Source organism: Geodermatophilus sp. SYSU D01105 (assembly GCF_054050095.1).
The window spans coordinates 1-20,002 of record NZ_JBJGYR010000027.1 but is presented as its reverse complement, the minus strand read 5'-3'; the positions used below and the strand labels follow the sequence as shown (position 1 = coordinate 20,002).

Here is a 20,002-nt window from a genome sequence, read left to right as displayed (position 1 = left end):
GCGCTCAGGTCGCCGGCCGGACGCCGTCCCACAGCTCGTCGAAGGCGATGCTGTCGTAGAAGGCCGTGCCGTGGACGACGCGGCCGTCGCGCAGGGTCAGGAACCAGGCGTAGGTGTTGCGGTAGACCGTCCCCGCCGTGGTGGTGCCCTCGCCGTCCCACACGACGATGACCGTGTCACCGTCGGCGTGGACCCCCCGGACGTCGACCGGCCGGAACGGCGCATCCGGCCGGAAGCGCGCGGCGAACGGGTGCAGCACCTCGTCGCTGAACTGCTGCGCGCTGCCGTAGGTCCCGGCCGCGCGGGACCGGCCGACGATCTCCCAGGTCATCTCGGCGGCGAAGATGCCCGACACGTGTCGCTCGCCGCGCGACCACGCCGTGAAGGCGTCGGCCACGACCGCCCGGTTGTCCTCCACCGCCCGGCCCTCCTCGCACGGTGTGGCCGCCAGGGCGCCCCGACGGCCGGTGCCACGGAAGACCGCCATCCTGGCCGGTTCCCACCGCGGTGGGAACCGGCCAGGACCTCGGGAGTCCCCTCAGGCGTTCACAGCCAGGGCAGGCCGAGGACGACGTCCAGGTCGTCGGGGCCGTCGCCCTCGCGCACGAGCCGGTTGGGCTGGCGGTGGCCGCACGCCGTGCAGCGGTGGACCACCTGCCAGCCCTTGCCCGACTTCTCCACCAGCCCGATCGGCTCCATCGGCGCCCGGCACTCGCTGGCGCGGTCGCCGGGGAGGTCGTCGACGTGCAGCGACCACAGGCAGGTCGGGCAGTGGTTGCGGTAGTGGCCGTCGGTGTTCGCCGGCACCGCCGCGGCGCAGTGCACGCAGGTGAACCCGGTGTTCTCCGCCCGGCGGGAGCGGGTGCCGCGGGTCACGCGGACCGGGCCGCTCAGGGGACGAACGGCTCGACCGCGACCACGTCGACGGTGATGTCCCGGCCGTTCGGTGCGGTGTAGGTGACCGTCGCACCCGGCTCGGCACCCATGATCGCCGACCCGAGGGCCGACTCGGGGGAGTAGACCTGCAGCCCGGTGGTGCCGGCGATCTCCCGGGAGCCGAGGAGGAACTTCTCGGTCTCGTCGTCGCCCTGGAAGCGGATGGTGATGACGGTGCCGGTCGCCGCGTGGGTGGCCGTCGTCGGGGCGTCCCCGACCCGCGCCTTGCGCAGCAGGTCCTCCAGCTGGCGGATGCGGGCCTCCTGCTTGCCCTGCTCGTCCTTGGCGGCGTGGTAGCCGCCGTTCTCCCGGAGGTCGCCCTCCTCGCGGCGGGCGTTGATCTCGGCGGCCATGGCCGGGCGGCCCGCCACCAGCTGGTCGAGCTCGGCCTTGAGCCGGTCGTGGGCCTCCTGGGTCAGCCAGACGCCCTGGTCCTGCTCGTCAGTGGGGGTGGACACGGCATTGCTCCTGAAAAGTCGGTGGCCGCCCCCCGCCCGGGGAACGGCCGCGTTCAGAACGACCAACGTAACACCGGCGGGACGCGGTCGTGTTCCGCTGATCACGCCCGCCGGGATGCGGAACGGTAGCGGCTCGGAGGGTGACGAGCAGCACGTCCACCCGATCGGGCGCCGGTGCGGGCGGCGGGCCGTCGTACTCCCGGGGGACAATGACCGGGTGACCGAAGCAGACCCGTTGCGCCTGCTCGCCGTGCACGCCCACCCCGACGACGAGTCGAGCAAGGGCGCCGCGACGATGGCGAAGTACGTCGCGGAAGGTGTCCGCGTCCTGGTGGCGACCTGCACCGGAGGTGAGCGCGGCTCGGTGCTCAACCCGGCGCTGGACCGGCCCGAGGTCTGGGAGCGCCTGCCCGAGATCCGCAGGGAGGAGATGGCCCGGGCGCGGGAGATCCTCGGGATCGAGCAGGAGTTCCTCGGCTTCGTCGACTCGGGCCTGCCGGAGGGCGACCCGCTGCCGCCGCTGCCCGAGGGCTGCTTCGCGCTGGTGCCGACCGAGGAGGCCGCGGCGCCGCTGGTGGAGCTGATCCGCCGGTTCAAGCCGCACGTCATCACGACCTACGACGAGCGCGGCGGCTACCCGCACCCCGACCACATCAAGACCCACGAGGTCTCGGTGCACGCCTTCGAGGCCGCCGGTGACCCCGACCGCTACCCGGAGCTCGGTGAGCCCTGGCAGCCGCTGAAGCTCTACTACCACATGAGCTTCACGCTGCCCCGGACGCGGGCCCTGCACGAGGCGATCCTCGCCTCCGGCCAGGAGTCCCCGTACACCGAGTGGCTGGAGAACTGGGACCCCGACCGGGACATGTCCCACCGGGTCACCACCAAGGTGCACTGCGCCGACCACTTCGCCACCCGGGACGCCGCGCTGATCGCCCACGCCACGCAGATCGACCCGAACGGGCGGTGGTTCGCCTGCCCGCTGGAGGTCCAGCAGCAGGTGTGGCCGACCGAGGACTACGAGCTGGCCCGCTCCGTCGTCGACTCCACGGTCCCCGAGGACGACCTGTTCGCCGGGGTGCGCAGCGAGGTGACCGTCCGATGACCGCCGCGACCGTCCTGGCCGCCGCGGGCGAGCAGTTGCCCGAGGACGTCGGCAAGTCCGGCCCGCTCGGCCTGCTGCTCATCGTGCTGCTGCTCATCGCCACCGCGCTGCTGGTGAAGTCGATGAGCCGGCACCTCGCGCGGTTGCCGCGCAGCTTCGACGACCCCGCCGACGAGGGCCCGCGGGTCGTCGTCCCCGACACCCCGGCGGAACTGCTCGAGGAGCGCAAGGAGCCGGGACAGGAACTGCTCGACACCCTGCGCCGGGCGCCCCTGGCCATCGAGCCGCCCCGCCGGGACGGCGACGGCCGGCCCGGAGCCCAGGGCTGACCGGACCGGCCGTCGCCGGGGGGTGACGCCGCCGGCCCCGGGCGGACCGGGGACGGCGGGTGCGCTCACTGCTCCCAGCGGTGCGCGACGTCGATGACCAGCCGGTCGACGCCGGCCGAGGAACCCTCGATGACGAAGGCGCGGAACGGCAGCCGGGCGCGCGTCCCGATGCCCACGTTCGTCTGGCCCTCGAAGGAGTCCAGCCACCGCACCTGGCGGAGGGTCGTGTAGCCGCGGACGTCGACCACCTCACGCGGGTTGGCCGGCGAGTAGGTCGGGTCGCCGTTCTCGTCGTAGGCGGCCGCGCCCAGCGTCACCTGCAGCGCCGCGCCGCCCCGCAGCGGGACGACGTTGCCGCTGCCGGCCTGCCGGACCGCCGGCACGTAGCGGACCGACCAGGCGTCGAAGCCCGACACCTCGGCCACGTCGATGACGACCCGGTCGTAGCAGGCGTGCCGCCCGGCGCGGATGTCGGACACGAGGTCGTCGCCCGGCTCCGCGGCGTTCACCGACCGGGCCTTCGAGCCCCAGGTGATGTCGCAGTACGGGCTGGCGGAGGCCGTGGCCGGGGCGATCAGCCCCACGGCGGCCAGGGCCGAGACGAGGAAGACGAGGACCCGAGCGCGGGACCGGTTCATGGCGAGCCTCCTGGAGATGTGTGCCGCACCACTCCGGGCGGCGTGGTCAGGATCAGCCGACTCGCCGCCGGGTCGCCAGGGCCTTCGTCGTCCCCGATCGCCGAAGGTCAGCGACCTCCACCGGCACAGTTCCACAACACTACGGCGCGCCTGCTCGCACCGTCGGGCAGAGTGTGCTCAGCGTGACCCGTGCTGGTCGCGCCTCAGGCCGGCCGCCGCCACCGGGCCCGGCCCCAGACGGCCACGAGCCCGAGGGGGACGGCGACGAGTCCGGCCAGCAGGTAGATGGTCCGGTAGCGGCCGGCGTCGGCCAGGTCCGCGACGGCGACCGCCGCCAGCGCGCTGCCGCAGAACAGCGCCCCCGCGAACAGCGACACCACGGTGGCCCGGGCCGCGGGCAGCACCTCGGTCGCCCAGGTCTGCAGCGACGAGTGCATGGCCGCCCACGTGAGGCCGAGCAGCAGCGTCACGGCGATCGCGGCGACCGCCGTCCGCGACGAGGCCAGCAGCAGGCAGGCGGCGACCGCCGAGGCGGCGCCGACGGCGATCAGCCGCGACGGGTGCACGCGACGGGAGAGCCGGCCCACCACCGCCGCGAAGACGAACACCGCGACGCCGTAGACGGCGGTCACACCGCCGGCGAGGGCCGGCGGCGCACCGGCCGCCTCGACCGCGGCCGGGAGGAGGGTGAGGGCGCCGAGGACCACGCCGCCCTCGACGAAGGCCAGGCCCAGCACGAACCTCGCCGACCGGGACCGTGCGACCGTGAGCAGCGGGGTCAGCGGACCACGGTGGGTCCGGGTGCGCGGTGGTTCGGGCAGGCGGCGCAGTGCCACGCACAGCACCAGCGCCGCGGCTCCCGTGGTGAGGAAGACCGCGCGCCAGGAGGACAGCTGGGCGACGGCCCCGGCACCCGCCGAGGCGAGCGCGGTGCCGAACGCCACCCCGACCATGAGCCGGGTCAGCTCCCGCTGGCGCCGGTCGGCGGGCACGGTGTCGCCGACGTAGATGATCCCGGCCGGGTAGGCCGCGCCGAAGAACGCGCCGCCCACGCCGCGGGCCAGGCCCAGCGCCAGCGGCGTCCCCGCCCCGGCGGCGGCGAACGCGGCGAGGCCGGCGACCACCAGTGCCAGCCGCATGGTGCGGACCAGGCCCAGGGAGTCCGACACGAGTCCCCAGACCGGCTGGCTGAGCCCGTAGGCCAGGAAGTAGGCGCCGGCCGCCTGGACCACCGCCGACAGCGGGACGTCGAGGTCGGCGGCGATCGCGAGGAGCATCGGCGGCATCGCGAAGCGGTCGAGGATGCTGACGAACGCGTTGACCTGGAGCAGCCGGACCGGCCGCGACGAGGGGCCGGCCATCAGTGGGGGGAGCGAGGGGGACCGGGGCGGCGACCTCGGGTCACCCGGCTCCTCGAGGCGTGCGACGGCATCGGGCCAGGACTGTCCAGCACCGGCCGCCCGGGAGCAAGTTCAGCCGGCGGCGGGCCGGACCGTGGCGTCCACCTCCCGCCCGGTCGCGGTGTCTCCCCCCACCGGCGGGAGGAGGAGGGTGAACACCGGTGGCGAGGCGCGCTGCAGCTCCAGTCGCCCCTGCGCGGACTCGGCGAGCCGGCGCGCCAGCGCCAGTCCGATGCCGTGCCCGTCACGTCGGTCGGCCCGCCGGGTGAACAGCCCGGCGTCGGCCGCCGGCAGCCCGGGGCCCTCGTCGCAGACGTCGATCGCCACGGCGCCCGCGGCCTCGCGGACGGCGACGGTGACCGTTCCGCCGCCGTGCGTGGTGGCGTTGTCGAGCAGCACGGCGAGCACCTGCCGCACCGCCGCGGTCGACGCCCACGCGTCCGGGGTGCCGGGTTCGACGTGGACCTCGAGGTCCCGGCCGTGCAGCGCCAGCCGGGCTCCCCACTCCGGTGAGAGCTCGCCGACGAGGGCGCCGACGTCGATGGGGGCGGCCTGCCCGCCCTGGTCGGCGTGGGCGAGGGCGAGCAGTTCCTCGATGGTCGCCTCGAGGCGGTCGGCGTCGGCCAGGCTCGCGGCGATGGCCTGCCGCAGGTCGTCGTCGGGCTCCTCCAGCGCCGCCTCCAGGCGCAGCCGCAGGCCGGACAGGGGGGTCCGCAGCTGGTGGGAGGCGTCGGCCGAGAACGCGCGTTCCCGGGCGAGCATGTCGTCGAGGCGGGCGGCGGTGGTGTCCAGTGCCGCTCCCACCGAGTCGATCTCCTCGATCCCGCCCCGGCGGCTGCGGACGCTGAAGTCGCCGTCCCCGAGCCGACGGGCCCGGTCCTCGAGGTCCTCCAGGGGGCCGGCCAGCCGGCGCGCCTGGCGGCGGCCGACGAGCCAGGCGATGGCCACCGCGGCGACCGCGAGCCCGGCCATCCCCGCCCAGACGAGGACGACGTTGTCCAGCACGGCGCCGCGGGACCCGGTGACGACCACGGCACCGATCACGTCTTCGGAGTGCGTCACGGGGACGGCGGCGACGAGGACGTCCCCCTCGGTCCCGGTGCTCACGTCGCCGTCGAGCGTCTCCTCCACCAGGTCGGGGTCGTCGATCGGCACGGACCCGGCCAGGAGGTCGCCGTCGTCGTCGTACACGGCAGCGGACCGGTGGTGACCGTCGTCGTCGAGTTCGGTGAGGTCATCGGGGTCGACGAAGTGGTCGTCCACGTCGGCGGACACCTCGATCGCCACGTCGCTGGCCACCTGCACCAGGTGGCCGCGCTCGTGCTGGAGCGCGTACTGGAGCACGCCCACGCCCAGGGGCACCCCGAACAGGCAGATGGCGAGGACGGAGGCCAGCAGGGCGACTCCGATGATGCGGGTGCGCACGGGCGTCGTCCCCTTCCGCCGTCGCCGTCGGGCACCACGGTCGGTGGGCGCCAGGATGCCGTGCCGGGGCGGCGATGTCACCGCACCCGCGTGCCGCCCAGGCCATCGATCGCGCCTCCCCGCGGCGCCGCCCGGGCTGCCACCATGTCGCCATGGTCGGCCGGATCCTGCTGGTCGAGGACGACCCGACGATCGGTGAGGTGCTGGCGGCCAGCATGCGCAGCCACGCCTACGACGTCGTCTGGGCGCAGTCGGGGAGCGCTGCCCTGGACCGGGCCGCGGCGGGGCCGGTCGACCTGGTGCTGCTCGACCTCGGGCTGCCCGACCTCGACGGCGTGGAGGTGTGCCGGCGGCTCCGGCGCCTGCAGCCCGGCTGCGTGCTGGTCATGCTCACCGCCCGTTCGGCGGAGATGGACGTCGTCGTGGGCCTGGAGGCGGGCGCCGACGACTACCTGGTCAAGCCGGTCCGCCTGGCCGAACTGCACGCCCGGGTCCGCGCGCACCTGCGCCGCGGCACCGCCACCTCGGTCGAGCCGACGGTGCGCACCGTGGGCGACCTGGTCGTCGACGTGCCGCGCCACCGGGTCACGCTGGGAGGGCGGGAGCTCCGCCTGCGCCCGAAGGAGTTCGACCTGCTGGCGCGGCTGGCCGCCCAGCCCGAGGTGGCGCACAGCCGGGAGCAGCTGATGCGGGACGTGTGGGACGAGAACTGGTTCGGTTCCACCAAGACCCTCGACGTCCACGTCGCTGCGCTGCGCCGCAAGATCCAGGAGGGTGCCGGGTCCGGGCACCGGATCCCGGAGATCGTCACGGTGCGCGGGCACGGTTACCGGCTGGAGCCCCCGGCTCCCGAGGCCGGCGGCAGCCCCTCCGCGCCCGGGCCGGCCAGCGGCTGACGCCGGCCGCTCCCCGGCAGCGGTGTGTGTCCGCGCAGGTCGGGCAGGGCGAGCAGCCGTGGCTGCGGCGCGCCCGCGTCCCGGGACGGGGTCAGGGTGATCTCCCAGGTGCCGACCTTGGCGACGGTGTCGACCCCGGTCTGCAGGTCCGCGGAGCTCCCGTGGGCGCGGGCGGTGATCGAGCCGCGGGCCTCCTCGCCGGTCAGCACCGCGTGCACGAGCTCGAGGACGGCGTCGAGGTGCTCGCCGGCACGGGGGTCCTCGCGGCAGGTGTGCGCCGCGACGGTCAGCACCCGGGTCTCGTGCGGCGCGCCCGGCGCCCGGTCCTCCCAGCTCGGGACGATGAAGCTGTCCCCGCCGGGGCCGGGCCGCCCGCGTTCGAGCCGTTCGGCGTAGTTCAGCAACAGGGTGCCCAGCACGGCGTCCCGGGTGAGCAGGCCACCGACCACGAGGCGAAGGTCCATCGTCGCCATCCCGTCGCTCGTCGCAGGACCGGCAGCGCCGGCGAGGCCACCCACGTCCCCGCCCTCGGGGGGCGGCCGGTGCGCTGTCGACGGTATGCCCCGACACGCCGGCGGCGGATCACGGGACGGCGAGGAATCCGCCTGCGCCGGCGGCGGGCACCCACCACCGCGTGGTTCAGTCGCAGGCGAGCGCGGCGTCCTCGTCGATGGTCCGCTTGGCGTCGGCCACGCCCGACTCGTACTCGCCGATCGCGGCGACCTTCTCGGCGGAGGCGCTGGAGGTGTCGAAGCGGTACCCCAGCCACTCGCGGGCCAGCCGGCGGGCGAGCTCCAGGCCCACGACCCGCTGCCCGAAGCACAGGACCTGGGCGTCGTTGGACAGGATCGCCCGCTCCACCGAGTAGCTGTCGTGCGCGGTCACCGCCCGGATCCCCGGCACCTTGTTGGCGCTGATCGCCACGCCCAGACCGGTACCGCACACCAGCAGGGCACGGTCCGCCCGGCCGTCGGCGATCATGCGGGCGGCGGTCACGGCCACGTGCGGGTACGCCGTCGTGTCGGCATCGCCGACACCCACATCGGTGACCTCGGAGACCCGGGGGTCACCCTCGAGGTCCCTCTTGAGGGCCTCCTTGTACTGGTACCCGGCGTCGTCACTGCCGACGACGACCCTGATCGGCTCCACCATCCGTCTTCCCATCTCTCGAGTTCCGTCGTCCTCGCCGACCCGCGACGCCCGCGTGGCGCCGGGTCCGGGAGGCCGGTTCAGCGCTCCACGAGAACGCCGTGGATCGCTCGGACGATCATCGCCATGGAGGTGGCGCCCGCGTCGGGGGTGCCCTTGCTGCGCTCCGCCAGCGGGCGGGCGCGCCCGACCTTGGGCACCATGTCCGCGGTCGCCCGGGCGGCCTCCTCGGCCCGATCGGCTGCGGCGGCCCAGGCCGCCGCGAGCGGCAGGCCGCCGGCGACACCCGCCCCCAGTGCCTGGCTGAAGGGCTGCAGGACGTCGAGCATCGTCTTGTCGCCGGGCTTGGCCCCGCCCAGACGCATGAGGGCCTCGAACCCCTCCTGGATGCCGGCGGCGAGCGCCTGGGGGTCGGTGGTGTCGCCCAGGCGGCGGCCCACGGAGTTGAGCAGCTCGCCCCACAGGACGCCCGAGGTGCCGCCGGCGCGGGAGGCCCAGGCCTCCCCGGCGGCGCACAGGACCCCCGTGCTGCCCGCGCCTCGGGCGAGCGCCTCCTGCCCCGCCTGCAGCGCGGCGACGCTGCCCCGGACCATCCCCCGGCCGTGGTCACCGTCCCCGGCGACGGCGTCGATCCGGCCCAGTTCCTCCTCCGCGCCCGCCACGACGTCAGCCAGCGCCCGGAGCGCTGAGAGCACGGCCTCGCCGGCGGCCCGGGCGTCCTCCGGCGTGGTGTCGCTGCCGGACACCTGGGGTTGCGCGGCCCGCGCGGTCTCCTCCGGCGAGCGGACCGGACCGGCCGCGCCGCCCCCCGTGGCGCCCTTGCGGTAGGCGGGGCTGTCAGCCGGCGCGGTCCAGAGCCGCTCCAGCTCCTCGTCCAGCCACATCAGGGTCAGCGAGCAGCCGGCCATGTCGAGGCTGGTCACCAGCTCGCCCACCTCGGGCTCGACCACCTGCAGCCCCGCCTCGCGCAGCAGGCGGGCCACCGAGGCCCAGACGATGAAGAGCTCCTCGTACTTGGTGTTCCCCAGCCCGTTGAGGATGGCCGCGACCCGGGTGCCGGCGCCGCTGGGGGCCTCGGCCAGCAGACCCTCCACCAGGACCCTCGCCAGTTCAGCGGCGCTGGGCATGTCCTCGTCGCGGACGCCGGGCTCGCCGTGGATGCCCAGCCCCAGGCCCATCTTGCCGGCGGGCACCGTGAACAGCGGGGAGTCGGCACCGGGCATGGTGCACCCGTCGAAGGCCACACCGAGCGTGCGGGTGCGCTCGTTGGCGTGGCGCGCCACCCGCTCGACCTCGTCGAGCGAGGCACCCTCCTCGGCTGCGGCCGAGGAGGTCTTGAAGACCGTGAAGTCGCCGGCGATCCCGCGACGCTTGGCCTGCTCGGACGACGGGGCGCTGGCCACGTCGTCGGTGACGGCCACGTACCGCGCCGGGATCCCCTCCGATTCGAGGCGCTGCACGGCGAGGGTGAAGTTCATGACGTCACCGGCGTAGTTGCCGGTCGAGAACAGGACCCCGGCCCCTCCGTTGGCGGCGCGGCCCACCGAGGCCGCGTCGGCCGCCGAGGGGGAGGTGAACACGTTGCCGACCACGGCGCCGTCGGCGAAGCCCGGTCCGACCACCCCGCAGAACGCCGGGTAGTGCCCCGAGCCGCCTCCCACCACCACGGCGACCTTCCCCGGACGGGTGGCCTGCGCGCGCACCACACCGCCGGGCACGCCGACCACGCGGTCGGCGTGCACGTCGAGGAAGCCCTCCAGCGCCTCCTCGGTGAAGGTCGCCGGGTCGTTGTACAAGCGGGTCATCGGGTTCTCCCTGGTGCGAGCCGGAGGTCGACGGGACGTGCCTCGGTGCGGCGGCGGGCGCCGTCGGGGCCGGCGCCCGAGGCGGAGGTGGTCCGCTCAGCCGGGTCGTCGGCGAGGAGGCGGCGGGCGACGTGGACGTCGGTGACCAGCGAGGAGACGAGGCCGGCCCGCAGGACTGCGCGGATCGCCTCGGTCTTGTCCGTGCCGCCGGCCACGCCGATGACGTCGTCGATGCCCCGGAGCTCGGCCTCGCTGACCCCGATCCGCCGGTCGTCGAGCGAGGGCACCACGTGCCCGGACGCGTCGACCGGCAGCGTGCAGACCTCGCCGACCACCCCCGCCGCCGTGAGCGCCTCGCGCTCGGGCTGGGACAGGAAGGAGTAGACCCGTGAGGTCTCCGCGGTCCACCCGCCGATCGAGACCACCGCCTTGCTGACGTCGGGGTAGCGGGTCACCGCCGAGCGGACCGACTCCTGCGACCTCAGCGCGGTCGCGGTGCGGGCGTCGGGAGCGATGATCGGGGCGAAGATGGGGAAGACCTGGCCGCCGTTGACCTCGCCCACCGCGCGCGTGATGTCCGTGGACGTCTCCCCGACCACGCCGACCATGCCGGTGAGTTGCACGACGTCGCAGCGGGCCATCTCCCGCAGGTGGGCGGTCATCGCCCGCAGGCTCCGGCCCCCGCCCACCCCCAGCACGTCGGCGGTGGTGACGATCTCGCGCAGCAGTTCGCCGGCGGTGCGTCCGATCGAGCCCGACACCTCCCGGTCGTCGGGGGTGACGACGACCAGCGCGCGACGCAGCCCGTGACGGTCGGCCACGCGCCGGGACAGGTCCAGGTCCAGGTCGATGGGCGAGTGGATCTCGATGCGGACGATCCCGGTCTCCAGGGCGCGCTGCAGCAGCCGGCCCACCTTGAAGCGCGACAGACCGCGCTCCCGGGCGATGTCGACCCTCGAGACGCCGTCCAGGTAGTGCCGGCGCGCCACGGTGACGATCTCGGCCAGCTCGTCGGGCCCCATCGCACCTCCCCGGTCGCCGTTGTGCACATCTGAGCACGGGACTTGACCTGTGAGCAAGGGGTGGGGAAACTCACCCCGTCGCAACGCTGCGGAGACAGGCAGGTCGGTTCGTGGGTGAGGTCGACGTGGAGGGGCGGGCGCGAGCTCTGCTCCTCCGCCAGGCGGATGCGCTGCGCAGCCTCGCCGACCAGCTCGGGCCCTCGTTCCACGCGGTCGTGGCGCGGGTGGCCGGCTTGCGCGGCAAGGTCGTCACCATCGGCGCGGGGACGTCGGGGAACGTCGCCGCCCGGCTGGCGCACCTGCTCTCCGTGTGCGGCACCCCGGCGTTCTCCCTCCCGGTGCTGGACGCCCTGCACGGTGGAGTCGGCGCGGTCACCCCGGACGACGTCGTCATCGCGTTCTCCAAGGGCGGTCGCTCCGAGGACATCACCGCCCTCGTCACGCTCCTGGGCACGCGGGGGGTCCACGTCGTGGCCGTCACCGAGGCCCCGGATTCCCCGTTCGCCCGGGCGGCCGGCACCGTGGTCGCGTTGCGCACCGAGCCCGCCGACGCGGACCTCGGGGGCCTGGTCGCCACCGGCAGCACCCTGGTCGCCTCGGCCTGGGGGGACGCGCTGACCGCGGTCCTGATGGAGCTGCGGGGACACACCCTCAGCGACGTGGTGGCCGCACACCCGGCCGGCGTCGTGGGTCTGGCCCAGGTGCGCGAGAGGACCGGCGGATGAGCCCGCGTGTGGTCGTCGGCGTCGACTCCTCGACGCAGTCCTGCAAGGCCGAGGTGCGCGACGTCGAGACCGGGGCCCTGCTCGGCACGGGCGCAGCGCCGCACCCCCCTGCCTTCCCGCCGTGCAGCGAGCAGGACCCGGAGGACTGGTGGACCGCCGCCTCGACGGCCATCCGCTCGGCCCTGGCGTCCGCCGGGTCGCGGGGCAGGGACGTCGCGGCCCTCTCGGTCGCCGGGCAGTGCCACGGGCTGGTCGCCCTCGACGGTGCCGACCGCGTGCTGCGGCCGGCCAAACTGTGGAACGACACGACATCGACGCCCCACCTGCGGCGGCTGCGGTCGGTCATCGACGACGGGACATGGGCCCGTCGCGTCGGCTCGGTGCCCACCGCGGCCTTCACCGTGGGCAAGTTGGCCTGGCTGGCCGCCGAGGAACCACACCACTTCGCGGCGCTGCGCCGGGTGCTGCTCCCGCACGACCACCTCACCCACCGGCTCACCGGCCGCTACGTCACCGATCGCTCCGAGGCGTCCGGAACGGCGTACTACGACGCCGTCCGCGGCGAGTACGCCCTCGAGGTCCTCGCGGAGGTCGCCCCCCGGGCCGACTGGCCGGACCTGCTGCCCGAGGTCCTGGAGCCCTCCCAGCCGGCGGGGACGGTGCTGCCCGAGGTGGCCGAGCAGCTCGGCCTGGCCTCGACCACCCTCGTCGGCGCCGGTGGTGGCGACCAGCACGCGGCCGCGCTCGGGCTGGGGATGCGCAGTGGCGACGTGCTGTACGTGCTGGGGACCTCCGGCGTCGTGGCCGCCTCCTCACCGCATCCGGTGCACGACGCCAGCGGCCTGGTCGACGGCGTCGCCGACATGACCGGCGGCTGGCTCCCGCTGGTGTCGACGCTGAACGCCGCACGGGTCACCGACGCCTTCGCGCGGCTGTTGGGCGTGGGCCACGCCGAGCTGTCCCGGCTGGCGCTGGCGGCGCCGGCCGCGACGGGACCGGTGCTGGTCGCCTACCTCGACGGGGAGCGGAAGCCGGACCGCCCGGAGGCCCACGGTGTCCTCGCCGGCATCACCTCCGCCACCACACGCGAGGACCTCGCCCGGGCGGCGTTCGAGGGGGTCCTGCTCGGCCTCGTGGAAGGGCAGGAACACCTGCGGGCCTGCGGGGTCGACGTCGACGGCCGGGTGCTGGCCGCCGGGGGTGGGGCGCGGTCCGCGGCCTACACCCAACTGCTGGCCGACCTCACCGGCCGCCCGGTCGAGGTCGCCGACGAGGGCGACGCCGGCGAGGCCACCGCCCGGGGTGCGTGCGTGCAGGCCGCCGCGGTGGCCACCGGCGCCGACGTCACCGAGGTCCGCGACGCCTGGCGGCCGGACGCGCAGGTCCGCGCCGTGCCGCGGGCCACGACACGCGACCCGCGCCCGCTGTACGCGGCGGTCGCCGCCTCCTCGGCGGTCGTCCCGCCCGCCGCGCACACGCCGGTGGCAGCGCGATGACCGCCCCGATCACCAGCCGCGGCGTCGTGGTCCAGGAGTGGGACACGCCGCCGGGCACCAGCACTGCCGGCAGCCTGTACGCGCTGCCGCCGGAGTCCCGGCCGGCGGGTGCCACGCTGCTGCACGCACGGGGCCACTGGGTGCACGTCGACGTCCTCACCGCGGGTGGACGGGCCGTCGGCGGCGTGGCGGTCGAGACCCTCGCGGCCGTGCGCGCCGCCCTGCCGGCGGCCCGCGTGGAGGTGCACGTCATCGAGCGCGCCTCCGGCCCCGCCGCCCCGGCCCCGGACGACCTGCTGGAACGGCTGCTCGCGGCGCGACCCCAGCGGCTCGTCCTGCCGCCCGGGTGGTGTGCCGCCGGGAGCCCGGCAGCACACCGGATCCGGGGTTCCGGCGGCGAGGTCTGGACCGAGGTGGCGCCGACCGTCGCCGTCGACGTCGTCCGTGGCCTGGCCGGTGCGGTGGACGGTGCGCTGGTCATGCTGATCCAGCCCGGCACCCGCGAGGCCGCCGACCTCTCCCGGCTGGACACCGTGCGGCAACTCGCCGCTCACCTGCCGGTGGGGGTCGACGGCGGCGTCCGCCCGGAGCACACCGCGGCCTGCCTCGCCGCCGGCGCCGTGCACCTGGTCTCCGGACGTGCTCTCCTGCAGCCCACGGACCCCGTCGGCATCCCTGTCCCTGTCCCTCTGGAAGGAGCCCGATGAGCGCAGTGAACGCGGTCGCAGAACAGATCCCGGAGTCCATGCGGGCGAGCGTGCTCGTCGCCGCCAACACCGTGGTCGTCGAGGAACGTCCGGTGCCGGCCGTCCCGCTCGGGGAGGTGCTCGTCGAGGTCTCCGCGGTGGGGGTCTGCGGCTCGGACGTGCACTACTACCGGCACATGCGCGCCGGGGACTTCGTCGTCGACGCCCCGCTGGTGCTCGGGCACGAGGTGGCCGGCCGCATCGTGGCCGTCGGCGAGGGAGTCGATCCCGCGCGGGTGGGGCAGCGGGTGGCGATCGAACCGCAGCGGCCGTGCCACGTCTGCAGGCAGTGCGTCGAGGGCCGCTACAACCTCTGCCCGAACATGCGCTTCTACGCCACGCCGCCGGTCGACGGCGCCTTCACCCAGTTCATCACCGCGCCGTCGATGTTCGCGCACACGCTGCCCGACACCCTCTCCGACGACGCCGGCGCGCTGCTGGAGCCGCTGTCCGTGGGCATCGCCTCCATGCGCAAGGCCGCCATCAGCCCGGGCGACACGGTGCTCATCGCCGGCGCCGGCCCCATCGGCATCATCTCCGCCCAGACGGCTCGGGCCTTCGGGGCCCGGGAGGTCATCGTCTCCGACCCCGTGGGGCCGCGGCGGGAGCGGGCGCTGGAGTACGGAGCCACCTCCGTCGTCGACCCGACCAGCGAGGACCTCGTCGAGCTCGACCTCGGTGTGGACGCGTTCATCGACGCCAGCGGCGCGGCCCCGGCGATCACCGCGGGCATCCGGTCGGTGCGCCCCGCCGGCACCGTGGTGCTGGTCGGACTGGGCAACAGCGAGCTCGCACTGCCCGTCTCGGTCATCCAGGACCGCGAGATCACCGTGACCGGCATCTTCCGCTACACGAACACCTGGCCGCTGGCGATCCACCTGGTGTCCTCCGGCCAGGTCGACGTCGACTCGCTGGTCACCGGCCGGTTCGACCTGGACCACGTCCAGCAGGCCCTGGAGTCCGACCGCGACCCCGGCAGCCTCAAGTCGATCGTGGTGCCGGCATGAGCCGCCCGGCAGCCTCGTCAGGGGCGACCGCCGCGGGCGCGACGGCCACGCTGGCGGACCCGGACGCCGTGGCGCTGGAGTGCCGCGGTCTGGTCAAGTCCTTCGGCGGTGTCCCGGTGCTCAAGGGCGTGTCGCTGTCCCTGCCGCTGGGTACCGTCACGGCCCTCGCCGGCGAGAACGGGGCCGGCAAGTCCACCCTGATGAAGATCGCCTCCGGGCAGTACCGCGCCGACGAGGGGTCGGTCTTCGTCGGCGGACACGAGCTCCACGCCGGTGACATCCGTGCCGCGCACCGCCTGGGCGTCGCGATCGTCCCGCAGGAACTGGCTGCGATCGACCACATGACCGTGTACGAGAACCTGTTCGTCGGGCACGAGATCAAGACGCGGCTGGGGACCCTGGACCGCCGGGCCATGATCACGAAGGCCCGGTCCATGCTCGAGGTGTTCGGCGTGGACATCGACCCCGCCGCCCGGATGGGCACCCTCCCCGTCGGGCTGCAGCAGATCGTCGAGATCGTGAAGAACTCCAGCCGCGGCGCCCGGGTCCTGCTGCTGGACGAGCCGACCTCGGCGATCGACGAGAAGGAGGTCGAGGGCCTCTACGAGGTCGTCCGCCGGCTGCGTGACCAGGGCGTGGCCATGGCCTTCACCACCCACAAGATGGGCGAGATGCGAGCGCTGGCCGACCGCGTCGTCGTCCTGCGGGACGGTGGCCTGGTCCTGGACGCCGCGATGAGCGAGGTGCACGACGACGACATCGTCACCGCGATGATCGGCCGTGACCTGGAGGACCTGTTCCCCGAGGTGCGTCCACCCGGCTCGGAGGTGGGGCTGGAGGTCCGCGACCTGCACGTCAGCGGCGCCCCGGGGCCGGTGTCACTGAGCGTCCGCCGCGGTGAGGTGCTGGGACTGGCCGGCCTCGTGGGGGCCGGCCGGACCGAACTGATCGAGGGCATCTTCGGGGTGCGCTCGACCCTGTCGGGCGAGATCAGCGTCGCCGGCCGGCGGGTGAAGCGGCACAGCCCGTCGGCCTCCATCGCCGCCGGCATGGCGCTGGTCCCCGAGGACCGCAAGCGGGCCGGTGCCGTGCTCGGGATGAGCGTCCTGGACAACGGTTCGCTGCCTCGGCTGGGGTCCTTCGACGTCGCGGGGTGGCTCAAGCAACGCGCCCGCGCCGGTGCCGTCGGTGAGGCGATGAAGTCCGTCCGGCTGCGCAGCCGCGGGCTCGGCCAGGAGGTCGGCACCCTCTCCGGAGGCAACCAGCAGAAGGTCGTCCTGGCGCGCTGGCTCACCGAGCACGTCGACGTGCTGCTGCTCGACGAGCCGACCCGGGGCGTCGACATCGGCGCCCGCTCGGAGATCTACCGGATCATCACCGAGCTGGCCGAGGCGGGCATGGCCGTCGTCATGGCCTCCTCCGACATGCCGGAGGTGCTCGGGCTCGCCCACCGCGCGCTGGTCATGCGCGAGGGTGCCGTGGTGGGCGAGCTGGACCGCGAGGCCCTCTCCCGGCCCGACGTCCAGGACGTGATGTTCCGGCTGGCCTCCGGGCTGGGCGATCGCTCGACCACGCCGGAGACGGCACCGAACTCCCAGGGCACCGCGCCCACCTCCGACTCCTCCGGGAAGGACCCCCAGTCATGACCGCGAGCACGCAGACCCCTGCGAGCAGCGTCCCAGCCGCGGAGAACACACCGGCGCACGACGCCGGTCGGCGCTGGACCGCCGAGTGGTTCAAGGACCAGTTGGCCCGGCGCTCGATGCTGATCGTCCTGGCCCTGGTCATCGCCTACTTCAGCTACCGCAGTGCTCGCTTCAGCACGCTGGACAACCTGCAGACGATCCTCGTCGCGGCGGCTCCCTTCGCGCTCATCGCGCTGGGGCAGACCCTGGTCATCCTGACCGGCGGGATCGACCTGTCGGTCGGCAGTGTCATCGCCGTCGCCGGCATGACGTCGGCAGCGGTGGCCGCGGCGAACCCCGGCCAGGTGTGGCTGACCGTGGTGTCGGCGATGGCGGTCGGCCTGCTGGCCGGTTCCATCAACGGCCTGCTCGTCGCCCGGGTGGACGTGCCACCGTTCATCGTCACCCTGGGGATGTTGACCGCGGGGTCCGGGGTCGCGTACGTCATCGGCGGCGGCGCCCCGATCAACGGCCTGCCCGCGGAGTTCGGCAAGATCGCGAACACCACGGTGTTCGGCCTCCAGATCCCCGTCATCGTCATGATCGTCGGGATCATCGCCGCCGGGATCATCATGCGCAGCACCTCCTACGGGATGCGCGTGTACGCCGTCGGCGGCAACCGGGTCGCGGCCGAGATCGCCGGCGTCAACGCCCGCCGGGTGCTGTTCAGCGTCTACGCCATCAGCGGGCTGCTGGCCGGCCTGTCCGGCGTCATGCTGGCCTCCCGCGTCATCTCCGGCCCCCCCACGCTGGGCGCCGGTTACGAGCTGGACGCCATCGCCGCCGTCGTGATCGGCGGGGCCAGCCTCATGGGTGGCCGCGGCACGGTCTGGGGGACCGCGCTCGGCCTGATCCTCATCCAGACCCTCAACAACGGCCTGGACATCCTCATCGTCCCTGCCTACTGGCAGAGCGTGATCTCGGGCGTCCTGATCGTCGCCGCCGTCGCGGTCGACGTGTGGACCTCCCGACGCCGGGTCTAGCGACCGGTCCGTCCCACCCGTACCAACCACCCGCACATCCGAAGGAGAATCGTGTTGCGATTCCGGAAGACCCTCGTGGGCCTCGCCCTCACGGCCGTCGCCGTACCCCTCGCCGCCTGCGGCGCCGGGGACCCCAGTGCCGGGGGTGGTGGCGGCGGTGACGCCGGCGGCGCCCAGCCGCTGCGGATCGGCGTCAGCGTCTACAACATGTCCTCGTTCATCACCGCGGGCAAGGAGGGCATGGAGGCCTACGCGGCGGCCAACGACATCGAGCTGCTGTGGAACTCGGCCAACCTCGACGTCAACACCCAGGCGTCCCAGCTCGACCAGTACGTCCAGGCCGGCGTCGACGCGATCGTCGTCGTCCCCGTCCAGGCGGACTCGCTGGGCCCGCAGGTGGCGGCGGCCAAGGCCGCCGGCATCCCGGTGATCCCGGTCAACGCCGCGCTGAACAACCCCGACGTGGCCGGGAACGTGCAGCCCGACGACGTGGCCGCCGGGGAGCAGGAGATGCAGATGATGGCCGACAGGCTCGGCGGGAGGGGCAACATCGTCATCCTGCAGGGCCCGCTGGGCCAGTCCGGTCAGCTGGACCGGCAGGAGGGCATCGAGAACGTCCTGGCCAAGTACCCGGACATCAAGGTGCTCGCCCAGGACACTGCCAACTGGCAGCGTGACGAGGCCGTCAACAGGATGAAGAACTGGATCTCCGCGTTCGGCCAGGACATCAACGGCGTCGTCTCGCAGAACGACGACATGGGCCTCGGTGCCCTCCAGGCGCTCAAGGAGGCCGGCCGGACCGACGTCCCGATCGTCGGCATCGACGGCATCGAGGACGGGCTGAACGCCGTCAAGAGCGGTGAGTTCATCGGCACGATGCTGCAGAACGGCACGGTGGAGCTGTCCGCCGGCCTCGCTGTGGCGGCCAAGATCGCCCGGGGTGAGGAAGTGAACACCGAGCCGGTCTACGTCATGCCGAAGATCACGCAGGACAACGTCGATGACGCCATCAAGAACGTGGTCACCGAGCGTGAGGCGTTCCTCGAGCAGCTGCCGCAGATGACCGAGGAGAACCTGCAGACCGGGAACATCGCCTACGAGGGCCTGCCCGGCCAGGAGAAGTGATCCAGGGGCCGGTCGTGGGCGTGCCCGCCGCGTCCGGCCCCTCGGGCCGGCACCCCGCCCGGGGTGCCGGCCCGCCCGGCCGGGTCGGGCCCTCGTGGTCGGCCCGCCGCCGGACCGGTCCTGGCCGCCGTCACCGGCGGACCCCGTGCCCGACCGCACTCCCCACCCCGACCCGAGGAGAAGACCCGTGGCTGCCCCTGCTCCCCTGACCGACGAGGACGTGGACCTGTCCTTCCGCCTCGACGGGCGTGTCGCCCTGATCACCGGAGGCGCCTCGGGCATCGGCGGCGCCATCGCCGAGGTCTTCGCCGAACGGGGAGCCCGTCCGGTGGTGCTCGACCTGTCGCTGGACGCGGCCCGCCGACGCGTGGAGTCCCTGGACCCGACCGCCGACGCCCTCGCCCTGGAGGCCGACGTCACCGACGAGGCGTCCGTGGCCGCGGCGGTGGAGCAGGTGATGGCCGCAGCCGGACGCATCGACGTCCTGGTCAACTCCGCGGGGATCGCGGACCTGGCTCCCGCCGAGGAGCTCAGCACGGCCACCTGGCAGCGCACCATGGCCGTGAACCTCACGGGCACCTTCCTGGTCAGCCGGGCCGTGGGCCGGCACATGCTGGCTGCCGGCCGCGGGAAGATCATCAACATGGCGTCCCAGGCGGCGTCCGTCGCGCTGCCCGAGCACGCCGCCTACTGTGCGTCCAAGGCGGGCGTGGTGGGGCTGACCAAGGTCCTGGCCATGGAGTGGGCCGGTCGGGGCGTCACGGTGAACACCATCTCCCCGACCGTGGTGCTCACCGACATGGGCCGCACCGTGTGGTCCGGCGAGAAGGGCGAAGCCGCCAAGCGGGAGATCCCGACCGGGCGGTTCGCCCTGCCCCGTGAGATCGCCGCAGCCGCCGTGTTCCTGGCCTCCGGCGCGTCGGACATGGTCAACGGCGCCGACCTGGTCGTCGACGGCGGCTACACGATCCGCTGAGTCCACCCGCCGCGCCCGTCTGCTGGTCGGGGCGCCGGACCCTCCACGCGTCGTCCTCCCCGTGCGGCACCGGGCCCACCGCTGGGCCTGGTGCCG

Annotated in this window: 21 protein-coding genes; 11 read left to right on the top strand and 10 right to left on the bottom strand. The window is 74.2% G+C overall.

Annotation, left to right across the window (positions count from 1 at the left end):
- Positions 1-4: 4 nt before the first annotated feature.
- Genes ACI79I_RS21115 through greA form a run of 3 tightly spaced genes read right to left on the bottom strand, consistent with a single transcriptional unit; the run spans position 5 to position 1,394 of the window.
- Positions 5-487, bottom strand: coding sequence for a nuclear transport factor 2 family protein (locus ACI79I_RS21115; protein WP_456994282.1), 483 nt, complete (start codon positions 485-487; stop codon positions 5-7).
- A gap of 59 nt (positions 488-546) precedes the next feature.
- Positions 547-876, bottom strand: a complete 330-nt coding sequence (locus ACI79I_RS21110; RefSeq protein ID WP_456994281.1) for an RNHCP domain-containing protein — start codon at positions 874-876, stop codon at positions 547-549.
- A gap of 14 nt (positions 877-890) precedes the next feature.
- Positions 891-1,394, bottom strand: coding sequence for a transcription elongation factor GreA (greA, locus tag ACI79I_RS21105; protein ID WP_456994280.1), 504 nt, complete (start codon positions 1,392-1,394; stop codon positions 891-893).
- Positions 1,395-1,611: 217 nt separating this feature from the next.
- On the opposite strand from greA, the gene mca reads away from it, so the two are divergent.
- Positions 1,612-2,499, top strand: coding sequence for a mycothiol conjugate amidase Mca (mca, locus tag ACI79I_RS21100; protein WP_456994279.1), 888 nt, complete (start codon positions 1,612-1,614; stop codon positions 2,497-2,499).
- On the top strand, positions 2,496-2,828 hold the full coding sequence (locus ACI79I_RS21095) for a hypothetical protein (RefSeq protein WP_456994278.1): 333 nt from the start codon (positions 2,496-2,498) through the stop codon (positions 2,826-2,828). Before mca ends, ACI79I_RS21095 begins: the two co-directional genes overlap by 4 nt.
- A gap of 65 nt (positions 2,829-2,893) precedes the next feature.
- Here the strand turns inward: ACI79I_RS21095 and ACI79I_RS21090 are convergent, their stop codons facing one another.
- The 3 genes from ACI79I_RS21090 to ACI79I_RS21080 all read right to left on the bottom strand — a co-directional run bounded on the left by ACI79I_RS21090 (position 2,894) and on the right by ACI79I_RS21080 (position 6,291).
- On the bottom strand, positions 2,894-3,466 hold the full coding sequence (locus ACI79I_RS21090) for an AMIN-like domain-containing (lipo)protein (protein ID WP_456994277.1): 573 nt from the start codon (positions 3,464-3,466) through the stop codon (positions 2,894-2,896).
- 203 nt (positions 3,467-3,669) lie between these two features.
- Positions 3,670-4,827: an MFS transporter gene (locus ACI79I_RS21085; protein WP_456994276.1), complete on the bottom strand. Its 1,158-nt coding sequence runs from the start codon at positions 4,825-4,827 to the stop codon at positions 3,670-3,672.
- 111 nt (positions 4,828-4,938) lie between these two features.
- Complete coding sequence (locus ACI79I_RS21080; protein WP_456994275.1) at positions 4,939-6,291, bottom strand: sensor histidine kinase; 1,353 nt, start codon at positions 6,289-6,291, stop codon at positions 4,939-4,941.
- 152 nt (positions 6,292-6,443) lie between these two features.
- On the opposite strand from ACI79I_RS21080, the gene ACI79I_RS21075 reads away from it, so the two are divergent.
- Positions 6,444-7,187, top strand: a complete 744-nt coding sequence (locus tag ACI79I_RS21075) for a response regulator (protein ID WP_456994274.1) — start codon at positions 6,444-6,446, stop codon at positions 7,185-7,187.
- On the opposite strand, the gene ACI79I_RS21070 is transcribed toward ACI79I_RS21075, so the two are convergent.
- From ACI79I_RS21070 to ACI79I_RS21055, 4 genes are all read right to left on the bottom strand, one after another.
- Positions 7,118-7,651 (bottom strand): hypothetical protein, encoded by a 534-nt coding sequence (locus ACI79I_RS21070; protein ID WP_456994273.1) that lies wholly within the window; start codon positions 7,649-7,651, stop codon positions 7,118-7,120. The genes ACI79I_RS21075 and ACI79I_RS21070 overlap by 70 nt on opposite strands.
- A gap of 175 nt (positions 7,652-7,826) precedes the next feature.
- A complete protein-coding gene (locus tag ACI79I_RS21065; protein WP_456994272.1) occupies positions 7,827-8,339 on the bottom strand; it encodes a ribose-5-phosphate isomerase in 513 nt (170 codons plus the stop codon).
- A gap of 77 nt (positions 8,340-8,416) precedes the next feature.
- Positions 8,417-10,141: a dihydroxyacetone kinase family protein gene (locus ACI79I_RS21060; protein ID WP_456994271.1), complete on the bottom strand. Its 1,725-nt coding sequence runs from the start codon at positions 10,139-10,141 to the stop codon at positions 8,417-8,419.
- Entirely contained in the window at positions 10,138-11,163 is a 1,026-nt protein-coding gene (locus ACI79I_RS21055; RefSeq protein ID WP_456994270.1) for a sugar-binding transcriptional regulator, read from the bottom strand. Before ACI79I_RS21055 ends, ACI79I_RS21060 begins: the two co-directional genes overlap by 4 nt.
- 110 nt (positions 11,164-11,273) lie before the next feature.
- On the opposite strand from ACI79I_RS21055, the gene ACI79I_RS21050 reads away from it, so the two are divergent.
- The 8 genes from ACI79I_RS21050 to ACI79I_RS21015 all read left to right on the top strand — a co-directional run bounded on the left by ACI79I_RS21050 (position 11,274) and on the right by ACI79I_RS21015 (position 19,906).
- The gene (locus tag ACI79I_RS21050) at positions 11,274-11,888 is read left to right on the top strand and encodes an SIS domain-containing protein (protein ID WP_456994269.1); all 615 of its coding nucleotides are present in this window, start codon (positions 11,274-11,276) and stop codon (positions 11,886-11,888) included.
- Positions 11,885-13,384: a xylulokinase gene (gene xylB, locus ACI79I_RS21045; RefSeq protein WP_456994268.1), complete on the top strand. Its 1,500-nt coding sequence runs from the start codon at positions 11,885-11,887 to the stop codon at positions 13,382-13,384. Before ACI79I_RS21050 ends, xylB begins: the two co-directional genes overlap by 4 nt.
- Entirely contained in the window at positions 13,381-14,091 is a 711-nt protein-coding gene (locus ACI79I_RS21040; protein ID WP_456994267.1) for a hypothetical protein, read from the top strand. Before xylB ends, ACI79I_RS21040 begins: the two co-directional genes overlap by 4 nt.
- Positions 14,088-15,137, top strand: a complete 1,050-nt coding sequence (locus ACI79I_RS21035) for an NAD(P)-dependent alcohol dehydrogenase (protein ID WP_456994266.1) — start codon at positions 14,088-14,090, stop codon at positions 15,135-15,137. The genes ACI79I_RS21040 and ACI79I_RS21035 overlap by 4 nt, the downstream gene beginning before the upstream one ends.
- Positions 15,134-16,783, top strand: a complete 1,650-nt coding sequence (locus ACI79I_RS21030; protein WP_456994265.1) for a sugar ABC transporter ATP-binding protein — start codon at positions 15,134-15,136, stop codon at positions 16,781-16,783. The genes ACI79I_RS21035 and ACI79I_RS21030 overlap by 4 nt, the downstream gene beginning before the upstream one ends.
- Positions 16,780-17,805 (top strand): ABC transporter permease, encoded by a 1,026-nt coding sequence (locus ACI79I_RS21025; protein ID WP_456994263.1) that lies wholly within the window; start codon positions 16,780-16,782, stop codon positions 17,803-17,805. Before ACI79I_RS21030 ends, ACI79I_RS21025 begins: the two co-directional genes overlap by 4 nt.
- 51 nt (positions 17,806-17,856) lie before the next feature.
- Positions 17,857-18,930 (top strand): substrate-binding domain-containing protein, encoded by a 1,074-nt coding sequence (locus ACI79I_RS21020; protein WP_456994262.1) that lies wholly within the window; start codon positions 17,857-17,859, stop codon positions 18,928-18,930.
- Between the two features lie 187 nt (positions 18,931-19,117).
- On the top strand, positions 19,118-19,906 hold the full coding sequence (locus tag ACI79I_RS21015) for a GolD/DthD family dehydrogenase (protein ID WP_456994261.1): 789 nt from the start codon (positions 19,118-19,120) through the stop codon (positions 19,904-19,906).
- Positions 19,907-20,002 lie beyond the last annotated feature (96 nt).